Consider the following 6,483-nt stretch of genomic DNA (forward strand, 5'->3'; position numbering starts at 1 on the left):
ATAAGCACGATGCTGGTGGCGTCGCAATTTAGCAATAGCGGACTTTTATTGGAACGAGTCTGGTTTGAAGAGGGTAAATAGAAAAAAAGGCTAAATGGCGGGGTCAATGACATTTAGCCTTTAGTTATAAATCAACTATTAGGCCAATGCTTTGGCTTTAAGCTGCTGGTACTCACTTTCAGTAATAGTACCTTCATCCCACAATTTTTTTGCATCAGCAATCTGTTCCGCCGGTGACTTGCCCGCGACTTGGCGGATGTAATCATTGGTTTCAGAGACTGACTTTTGCATCGTTGCGCGATAGCGCTGCGCCATACCTTTGCCCCGAGTAACGAGATACAAAAGGGACGTCAATAACGGGATGAATAGCAGGAATATAATCCATATCGCTTTATAAAATCCATTAAGCTCATGGTCTCTGAACAGGTCAGAAATGACTTGGAACAGAATCAGTAAGTAAGCAATGAAAAAGAAAATCGAAAACGTGGTCGCCAGAATGTCCCAAAGAGTAAGAAAGTGACTTGTCATATATTCTCCTGAAATTAAATAAATTAAGGAAATACTATCGTAATAAAATCCCTAAATACATTAGATACTTAATTTATATTTCAACCAACAGTACTCCATGGCATTAAGTTTCATCTTAATAATAGGTACATAGCAGAGCGAACGTCAAACAGTAGTTTGACATGAGGTTAGATAATTAACGATTAACCTCTTGCGGTCTCTGGCAATTTACGTAACCGCTGTCCAACATACAATGCTATCAGCAGTAAGGTGACGATAAATACCACCACTCCGGTCCAAGCAAAATTAAGCCAGAAAATGCCACCTAATGTTCCCGCAACACTCGAACCTGCATAATAACAGAACAAATAAAGCGAAGATGCCTGGGCTTTAGCCCGTCGAGCACGACGACCAATCCAGCTACTGGCCACCGAGTGAGCGGCAAAAAAGCCCGCAGTAAACACCATCATGCCGATAAAGATGACAATCACTGGCGGAAAACCGGTGATGATAACCCCAATCAACATCATGCCAATAGACGCCAGTAATATTGGCCCGCGCCCATAACGACTGGTAAGAGAGCCTGCTTTCGGCGAGCTATAAGAACCCGTCAGATAAACTATCGATAATAAACCCACTATTGCCTGACTGAGATAATAAGGCTGCGCTAACAAACGATATCCAATGTAATTAAATAAGGTGACAAAACTGCCCATGATCAAAAAACCTTCGGCAAACAATAGCGGTAAGCCAGGATCACGCCAGTGCAGTTTGAAATTAATCACCAGTGTTCTGGGCCGTAACGGGGTTGGTCGGAAGTGTTTCGACGTAGGGAGAATGCGCCAGAACATGCAAGCGGCGGCTAAAGCAAACAAACCAATCACCGCCAGTGCGATGCGCCAGGAAAAGAAATCACTCAGTACTCCGGTTATCAGGCGACCACTCATTCCCCCAATAGAGTTGCCGCTAATATATAACCCCATGGAAAGTGCAACAAAACTGGGGTGAATTTCTTCACTGAGATAAGTCATCGCCACCGCGGCGACCCCGCTAAGGGATAAACCAATCAATGCCCGCATCATCAAAATACCGTGCCAACTGGTCATAAAGGCGCAAATAATGGTGCAGATTGCTGCCAGCATCAACGCAACCACCATGACTGACTTACGCCCGATGGCATCCGAGAGAGGGCCGGTAAACATCAACCCCAAAGCCAGCATCCCGGTGGCAGCCGAAAGCGATAAACTGCTGCCCGCAGGTGAGATATTGAAATCTTGTGATAGCAACGGCAAGATCGGCTGTACGCAATAGAGCAGGGCAAAGGTTGCCAATCCTGCGGAAAAGAAAGCCAGTGTAACGCGGATAAACGCTGGCGTACCGCGTTGAATATACGGGCGTTTAGTTAAACGTGAAACTTCGGGTGCCGGTGGTGAAACCATGGCGTCGTCATTTACTGCAAGCGCTGGCGCTACGGTAGCCGTGGTGCGCAAAGAGGTGGTCACGGTATTTCCTTATCAATAATTGTGGGGGAGTGATCATTTTAACATAGCTTTGGGAGAGTCTGATTTAGGCGGGATGCCTTGAAAGGAGCGGCTTGCGGGGCAATTCAACGATTTTGCATGGTCACGATAAAAATAATCAAAAGTGCGTTTTTTTGCATTCAATTCTGCACAAATTAGATCATACGATGATCCATTTTAAAAGCATTGTGATAATTATGAGGCAAATCATTAAGTACGTGAATATATCTCTATGAATCTGCTTACTTTTTGTTGATATTTAATACTGCGCCATGTTCGCCCATCTCAGCGATATCAAAAATCTCTTTCACTCTCTCAACTGGCAATTTTGCAAGTAACAGTGCTGTTTTCTTTGCCTGCGGAGGCAGGCTAATCAAGCCCTGGTTCTCTTCGTCAGTAATTGCCAGCAAAGTATCAATCCCCTTACGTCTAACAACCTGTAAAGTGCTGTTACGCTCTTCTTCGGTCATTAATTCATAAATCTTCAGCCATTCCTGTGTATTCGCATCTAAGCCCACAGAATCATCACGCTTGTAATTAGCGCTTGGTTGACTCACGCCTGCTTCCTGTGCCGAACCAAGATAATGGCGGATAACCTGCGGCAAGCTATCTATATGGTATTCAAATGAACGCCCACGCACACCAGGCACACTCACTGGCCTTTTCACCCACCCTTCCACCTTTGCCCGCTTATTAATTCCTTGCGGCGTAGAAGGCAATCCAGGGACATGAATCAAGTCCTTTGCCAAATACCATTCCTGTTTCATACAAAACCCCATGAACGAAACAAATAAACTAGAAAGCAAAATAGATTCATTCAAATAAAAATACATAAATATCAAATGATTAAATTCAAACAGTCGATTTTGCAAGAAACTTTGAAAGAAACCATTTGAAAGCAACTGGGTTTCTGTCTAATATTCAAATCAGCCACATGGTGTAACGCCGTTAGGTGACTCACCTGTGTAACCGTATAGGTTGGCATAAAACAAATAGAACGGGAAGAAAACAATGAAAGAAACTGATTGGCATAGAGCGGATATCGTTGCCGCAATACACAAGAAGGGGTTGTCACTGACTTCCTTATCAGTCGATGCTGGTCTGGCCCCATCTACGTTGAGAAATGCCCTCAGAGGCTCCTACCCGAAAGCAGAAGTCATTATCGCGAATGCTATTGGCGTATCCCCTGCTGTTATCTGGCCATCTCGCCATGCAGAGAGGGCTGGCAAATGATCTGGATAACCCTGAATGAATTACTGTCTGTTAATGGTTTACCCAAAACCCCACAGGGGCTAGGCAAAAAAGCCAAAAACGAAGGATGGACACGCAGAAAATTAACCGGGGTTAAAGGGTTAAGTTACGAGTATCTGGTCGAGAGTTTACCCACTGACGCTCAGGCAATAATCAAAGAACGCCACCTCAACTCTCTGTTAACAGCAGAAAAAAAGGCCGTTAAAACGGCAGTTAAAGGCGATTTAAACCCGAGGGTAAAAGCCAAGCATGAGCTTGACCTTATGCGCCAATGTCCTGCCCTGTTGGAGCGTAGCACTGGCAATCTGACCAAGCTACAACGTGATATCGCTGATGCCCGCGCCACTCTGGTGGCCGAAGTTATCAATTTGCAGAACGCTGGATTGTCACGCATTCGGGCCATTAATTACATTTGTGACCAGTCACAATCTAATACTCTACCCGAGAACTTGCAGAAAGCAGCTGCGATGGCCAACGCCCGTAAAGGTCTGCGCACGGGTGTTAGTACACGCACCCTCAATGGTTGGGTGGTTGACTATGAACGTGCTGCCACACCTGCTGAGCGCCTGGTTTTATTGGCTCCCGGACACAATAAAGGCAAGCCGGTAGAACGCATCAAATGGATGCCGCTATTTATGGCGCACTACCGTACCACTAACGGCTTAAGCATTGCTGAGGCTTACGAGAACTTTGAGCATGACTGGCAGATGCAGTATGCAGACCAGCCCGCCATGCTCGCCGCAATCCCTTCTGTCTATGCCGTGCGACGGGCATTGGACAAGTTACCTACCATCGTTAAACAACGCGGACGCGTAACAGGATCAGCGATGAGAGCATTAAATACTTACGTGAAGCGTGACTGGTCACAAATGCCAGTTAATGGAGTTTGGATTGGCGATGGCCATAGCATGAAAATGAAAGTGGCACACCCTGACCATGGTCGTCCGTTTACACCAGAAATCACTCTGGTTATTGATGGCCGGACACGTTATGTCGTCGGCTGGAGTCTGAGCCTCGCTGAGAACGTCATTGCGGTGGCTGATGCGCTGCGCCACGGCATGCAGAACCACGGCATCCCCTTGATTTACTACTCAGATAACGGTGCAGGTCAGACCGCAAACGTATTAGATGCTGATATTACGGGGATTTTATCGCGCCTTGGTGTGGAGCATCCTACGGGCATTCCCGGCAATCCGCAGGCTCGCGGGATTATAGAACGGCTTAACCGCGAAATTCCCGCCCGTATCGCCCGTAAGTTTGCTACCTATAACGGCAAATCTGCTGACCGTGAAACCGTTCGTATGGTCAGCGTTGACCTCAATTCAGCCTTTAATGCGCAGGGTAAGAATAAAGAGCTCAACAGCCGCCAAAAAGCGGCGATGGCTAAATTACCCTCATGGCAGCAGCTTATTGATGCCATAGAAGATGAAATTGAAGCTTATAACACCTCTCATCGGCACAGCGAACTACCCCGCCGTGAAGATGGTAAGCACTATACCGCGCTGGAATATCGTGGATTACTATTGGCCAGCGAGGACATTGATCGCCTTTCTGATATTGAATTGCGCGATATGTTCCGCCCACAAGTCAAACGCACCGCCCAGCGAGGCTGGCTATCTATCTTCAATAACCAGTATTTTGCCGAGAATTTAATTCAGGTCGACGGTGAGGAGGTTCTGGTTGAGTTTGATATTCACGATGCCAGCAGCGTTACCGTTCGTCGCCTTGATGGCTCGTTTATCTGTACTGCCATAGTGAATGGTAATACCCGCGCCGCCTTCCCAGTGGATTACATCCAGAAAGTGGCAAAAGACCGCCACAGCCGCCGTATGAAACTGGTTGAGCAAAAAGCCGAAGAGATTAATGCCGAACTTAACCCGGTATTGACCGTTGATAATGCGCCCGATTTTGGCTCACTTATCCAGGGTGATATATCAAGACTTAATGATGACCGGGAAGAGATGTTTATATTCCAATCTGATCGCGATGAATATTTAAAAACACATGCTAATAAAAAAGCGGCTATTTGACGCCCATCAAATGCCGCTCATTCACTACACAGGAATTAAATCATGACGATTAAAAATGACCTTATAGAACTGATGGAGCGTAAAAGCCTCAATCAAGCACAGGTTGCACGTGCCATCGGTATGAGTACAGCTACCGTCAATCAATATCTACAAGGTAAATATAACGGGGATTTGGACAGGGTCAATAACGATGTTCAGGCTTTCCTTGAGCGGACTCGCGAGAAAGATAAAGCCCAGCGCGTTGAGGTGAAATTTGTCGCCACGTCAGCCGCTAAAAAGGCACTGGAAATTATCCGCATGGCCCACGTTGATGGCGAGATTAATGTGATTTACGGCGAGGCTGGCCTTGGGAAAACAATGGCATTAAAGGCTTACGCCAGCCAGAACTCCACAGCACTGTTAATCGAAGTAGACCCCAGCTTTACCGCTCGCGTCTTGCTGGAAGAAATCTGTAACCGTTTAGGGCTATCCCCGCGCGGCAATATGCATGAGACCTTTGAGTTGTGCAGTAGCAAGTTACGTAACTCGGGTTATGTCCTGTTGATTGACGAGGGGGAACTGCTGCCCCATCGCTCACTGGAAGTACTGCGCCGTCTGCATGATAAAAGCGGGATTGGCGTGGTTCTGGTCGGTATGCCGCGTCTGTTGATTAACCTTAAGGGGAAACGTGGCGAATTCGTTCAGCTTTATAGCCGCGTGGCCTTTGCGCTCAACCTCGGTAATGCCCTGCCTAAAGATGATGTTAGCGCCATCGCGGCCAGTGTGCTGCCTGCGGTGGCCGATGATATCAACGAGGCCCTTTATCAGGAATCAAAAGGCAATGCCCGCCGCTTGTTTAAGTTACTGCGCGGCGCAATTCGCCTTAGCCATATCAATGAAACACCCGTGGGTGTCGGTGCCGTTCGCCAAGCCGCCAAAATGTTAATTAATTAAGGAATAAGCCATGTGCCAATTACCGATTAATAACCCAGCGTTGATGAAGCCTATTAATTGCTTATTACGCGCCGGTATTAAAGTTGTGGAATTAAATACCCACTTACGCCGTCCGATCATTGAAATAGATCGCCCCTTTAAGGCATGGGAACAAGGCGCGGTTGAGATAACCGAAACTCGCAATGGCGTCCGTCGTCTGGTCAAAATGACCCTCTGGCGCGGCGCTCATATCATCTGGAGAT

At 47.0% G+C, this 6,483-nt stretch carries 7 protein-coding genes; 4 read left to right on the forward strand and 3 right to left on the reverse strand.

Going from position 1 to position 6,483, the window contains the following annotated elements; translation table 11 throughout:
- Nucleotides 1-138: 138 nt before the first annotated feature.
- From AEP37_RS01840 to AEP37_RS01850, 3 genes are all read right to left on the reverse strand, one after another.
- Nucleotides 139-528 (reverse strand): SHOCT domain-containing protein, encoded by a 390-nt coding sequence (locus tag AEP37_RS01840; protein WP_049608941.1) that lies wholly within the window; start codon nucleotides 526-528, stop codon nucleotides 139-141.
- Between the two features lie 182 nt (nucleotides 529-710).
- The gene (locus AEP37_RS01845) at nucleotides 711-2,009 is read right to left on the reverse strand and encodes an MFS transporter (RefSeq protein ID WP_049608944.1); all 1,299 of its coding nucleotides are present in this window, start codon (nucleotides 2,007-2,009) and stop codon (nucleotides 711-713) included.
- A gap of 260 nt (nucleotides 2,010-2,269) precedes the next feature.
- Nucleotides 2,270-2,929, reverse strand: a complete 660-nt coding sequence (locus AEP37_RS01850; RefSeq protein ID WP_082170647.1) for a DNA-binding protein — start codon at nucleotides 2,927-2,929, stop codon at nucleotides 2,270-2,272.
- A gap of 109 nt (nucleotides 2,930-3,038) precedes the next feature.
- Here AEP37_RS01850 and AEP37_RS01855 point away from each other — a divergent pair, with 109 nt between their 5' ends.
- The 4 genes from AEP37_RS01855 to AEP37_RS01870 form a co-directional block, all read left to right on the forward strand.
- The gene (locus AEP37_RS01855) at nucleotides 3,039-3,260 is read left to right on the forward strand and encodes a helix-turn-helix domain-containing protein (protein WP_049608950.1); all 222 of its coding nucleotides are present in this window, start codon (nucleotides 3,039-3,041) and stop codon (nucleotides 3,258-3,260) included.
- On the forward strand, nucleotides 3,257-5,308 hold the full coding sequence (locus AEP37_RS01860; protein ID WP_072086222.1) for a Mu transposase C-terminal domain-containing protein: 2,052 nt from the start codon (nucleotides 3,257-3,259) through the stop codon (nucleotides 5,306-5,308). Before AEP37_RS01855 ends, AEP37_RS01860 begins: the two co-directional genes overlap by 4 nt.
- A gap of 42 nt (nucleotides 5,309-5,350) precedes the next feature.
- Entirely contained in the window at nucleotides 5,351-6,241 is an 891-nt protein-coding gene (locus AEP37_RS01865) for an AAA family ATPase (RefSeq protein ID WP_049608953.1), read from the forward strand.
- Between the two features lie 10 nt (nucleotides 6,242-6,251).
- Nucleotides 6,252-6,483 (forward strand): hypothetical protein (locus AEP37_RS01870; RefSeq protein WP_049608956.1); only part of this gene is annotated, 232 nt, incomplete at its 3' end.

The organism is Yersinia pekkanenii, from assembly GCF_001152565.1.
GTDB lineage: Bacteria > Pseudomonadota > Gammaproteobacteria > Enterobacterales > Enterobacteriaceae > Yersinia > Yersinia pekkanenii.

Coding starts and splice junctions, on each gene's coding strand:
- AEP37_RS01840 (WP_049608941.1), bottom strand. CDS start 528: ATGACAAGTCACTTTCTTACTCTTTGGGACATTCTGGCGACCACGTTT.
- AEP37_RS01860 (WP_072086222.1), top strand. CDS start 3,257: ATGATCTGGATAACCCTGAATGAATTACTGTCTGTTAATGGTTTACCC.
- AEP37_RS01865 (WP_049608953.1), top strand. CDS start 5,351: ATGACGATTAAAAATGACCTTATAGAACTGATGGAGCGTAAAAGCCTC.
- AEP37_RS01855 (WP_049608950.1), top strand. CDS start 3,039: ATGAAAGAAACTGATTGGCATAGAGCGGATATCGTTGCCGCAATACAC.